Annotated in this window: 1 protein-coding gene and 2 pseudogenes; 2 read left to right on the forward strand and 1 reads right to left on the reverse strand. The window is 44.0% G+C overall.

What is annotated here, in order from left to right:
* Window positions 1–90: 90 nt before the first annotated feature.
* Window positions 91–1,713 (forward strand): annotated as a pseudogene (locus tag ACMWLG_RS25610) (putative bifunctional diguanylate cyclase/phosphodiesterase); the annotation flags it as partial.
* A 63-nt stretch (window positions 1,714–1,776) separates the two neighbouring features.
* On the forward strand, window positions 1,777–2,454 hold the full coding sequence (gene catA, locus ACMWLG_RS25615; RefSeq protein ID WP_045400565.1) for a type A chloramphenicol O-acetyltransferase: 678 nt from the start codon (window positions 1,777–1,779) through the stop codon (window positions 2,452–2,454).
* A gap of 293 nt (window positions 2,455–2,747) precedes the next feature.
* Here the strand turns inward: catA and ACMWLG_RS25620 are convergent.
* Window positions 2,748–2,873: pseudogene (locus ACMWLG_RS25620) on the reverse strand (transposase); the annotation flags it as partial.
* Window positions 2,874–2,910 lie beyond the last annotated feature (37 nt).

Raw genomic sequence — 2,910 nt, forward strand, 5'->3', positions numbered from 1 at the left:
CACTGTCGGCGAAGGTAAGTTGATGACTCATGATGAACCCTGTTCCATGGCTCCTGATGACAAACATGATCTCATATCAGGGACTTGTTCGCACCTTCCTTAGAGAAAATACTGAGCTATCTGGATAGTCATCTTGAAAAAATGAGCCATCCAGAGTTACAGGCATACCTGACAAATATGCACGATCTCGACGCGCCGCTGAGCCAACTTTCTGCAACGGCACTAACGAAAGATATTAACACGGTTAATGAATCCAACCATAAAATACAGATTCTTTATTATATTTATTCGGTACTTTCATTATTACTGGTGATATTAAGCTTTATTCTGGGTTTCTTAATGATCTACCAGAATAAAAACATTCTCAAAGCGCACATGCAGGTTAAAAGCCTTGCTGACGAGCTTCAGATATCAAAAGAAACGCTGCAAATTCAGAACTCAAAGCTGGAGTATGATGTTTATCATGACTCCCTCACCGGCATGAAAAACCGTCTTTTCTTCTGGGACGATCTTAACAAAATTAATCTTCAGGCCGATAAAAACCACACCCCTGTCACGGTAATGCTATTTGATTTAGACCGGTTCAAGGAGGTCAACGATACCTATGGCCATGATGCCGGAGATTTGCTGTTGAATCAGGTATCCAGACGCCTCACCTCAATGAGCAGCGCCACTGATACGTTTTACCGTTTGGGCGGAGACGAGTTTGCCCTGCTTTCCAGCGGCCTCACTGAAGCAGCAGCCGTTTCGCGTGCCAAAGAAATCAGCGAACATATCAGCCAGCCCTATACGATTAATAACCAGCTGATAAAAATCGCCACCTGTGTGGGTATTGTTTTATCTGATAATGAACGGCGCTCTGATTATCTTTATAAATTTGCCGATCTGGCGCTCTACGAAGCCAAAAAAGAGGGTTCACAGCAGATAAAAGTTTTCCGTCAGTGGATGCTGCAAAAGTTACAGGAAAGCAGAACCCTTGAACATGATATGGCACTGGCGATCGATAACCATGAATTCGTTGTTTATTACCAGCCTATTGTCGATTCATTCAGCAATGAAATTTACGGCTACGAAGCGCTTATTCGCTGGATACACCCGGTTAAGGGGATACTGTCACCTGATTACTTTATCTCTGTCGCTGAAAAAACGGGGATGATCAATCAGATTGGCAAAAATGTGCTTGAGCTTGCCTGCCGGGAAGCGGTCTCCTGGACGGTTCCGGCAAGGATCTCTGTTAACGTCTCACCCGTTCAGCTGGGCACGAAATCCTTTACGGCGATGGTACAGTCCATCCTGAAGGAGACAGGACTTCCGGCAAACCGTCTTGAATTAGAGGTTACGGAGTCTTCGCTCTTCAGTGACAGCAATACGCCGATCACTATTCTCAAAAAGCTAAGAACGCTGGGTGTAAAAATTTCAATCGATGATTTCGGGACGGGTTATTCGTCGCTCTCACGGCTAAGTGAACTGAATTTTGATAAAATTAAAATCGACAAATCCTTTGTGAACCCGATATCCACGCAGGATGACGCCCTTAATATCGTTAAATTGATAACCGGCATGGCAAAGAGCCTCAATATGCGGGTCATTGCGGAAGGTGTTGAAACCGAAGCGCAGCTTGAGCGTCTTCAGGCTCTTGGCTGCGATCTCGTGCAGGGATACCTGTTCGGAAAACCACAGGCTGAGATTGACAGGAAGATTAGATACGGTTGAAATGGTTCTCCGGTTGTTTCTGGCCCAAAACCCTTCAGGTGATTGATAATAAAAGGTTAAAAAATGAAAAAAACAGCCCCGAAATATACGCCTGTTGATTTATCTCGTTGGGCCAGAAAGGAGCATTTTGAAGTCTTCCAGTCATTTGCTGAGTGTACTATTAACCAAACGGTTTTGATCGACATTACCGCGCTGCGAAAACATATCAAAGAGGTCGGCTGGAAGTTTTACCCGACGATTATATTTCTCCTTTCTAAAATCATGAACCGACATCCGGAATTCCGTATGGCTATGAAGGATAATGAGCTTGTCATATGGAATGAAATTCATCCAAGCTATACCATTTTCCATCCTGAAACGGAGACCTTTTCGTCATTATGGAGCCACTTCGACGGCAATATAAATAACTTCCAGGAAACGTACGCAGAAGATATTGCACGCTATGGCAATAACCTTTCATACTGGCCTAAGGAAGAATCCCGGGAAAATATCTTTTTCGTATCGTCGATTCCCTGGGTAACGTTTACTAACTTTAATATGAATATTGCTCACATGAAGAACTTCTTTGCCCCTATGTTCACGTTTGGAAAATACTACGAACAGGATGGAAAAGTTTTGTTACCTCTCGCCGTTCAGGTTCATCACTCCGTGTGCGATGGTTTCCATGTAGCAAGAATATTCAATGAGTTGCAGGAGATGTGTGAATCACCACGAATAATCCCGACAATACCTACTCGTTGAACGTATTAATTTTAATATTATTTCGAAGACATCTAATCGCTCGAACCATGCCGATGTTTACTGTTATAATTCATTCTATATAATAAAAAATTGCTATGGACTTCTTTCCCGCGTTTCACAGAGCTTTTATCATTTGGGGCATCTGGATTGAAATATTTACTCTACCCTGCCAGTCTCCGGTCCGCCTGATGACCTTCTGACGTCAGGCGTCAGGCGATAGGCGATAGGCGATAGGCGATAGGCGATAGGCGATAGGCGATAGGCGATAGGCGATAGGCGATAGGCGATAGGCGATAGGCGATAGGGCTGTGGGTGGTGATATCGAGACGTGTTGCAACGCTGGAAACAGAATGTCCACGATCAACAACCTGTTTGACTGCTTCAATTTTAAACTCTTCGGGATAACGCTTACCGCTCATGGGCACCTCTCTTTAAGCCATCTTAAATGACTCTGAG

The organism is Enterobacter sp. 01-M-02-SI-ECC (genome assembly GCF_047530595.1).
In the GTDB taxonomy this organism is placed as follows: domain Bacteria; phylum Pseudomonadota; class Gammaproteobacteria; order Enterobacterales; family Enterobacteriaceae; genus Enterobacter; species Enterobacter cloacae_M.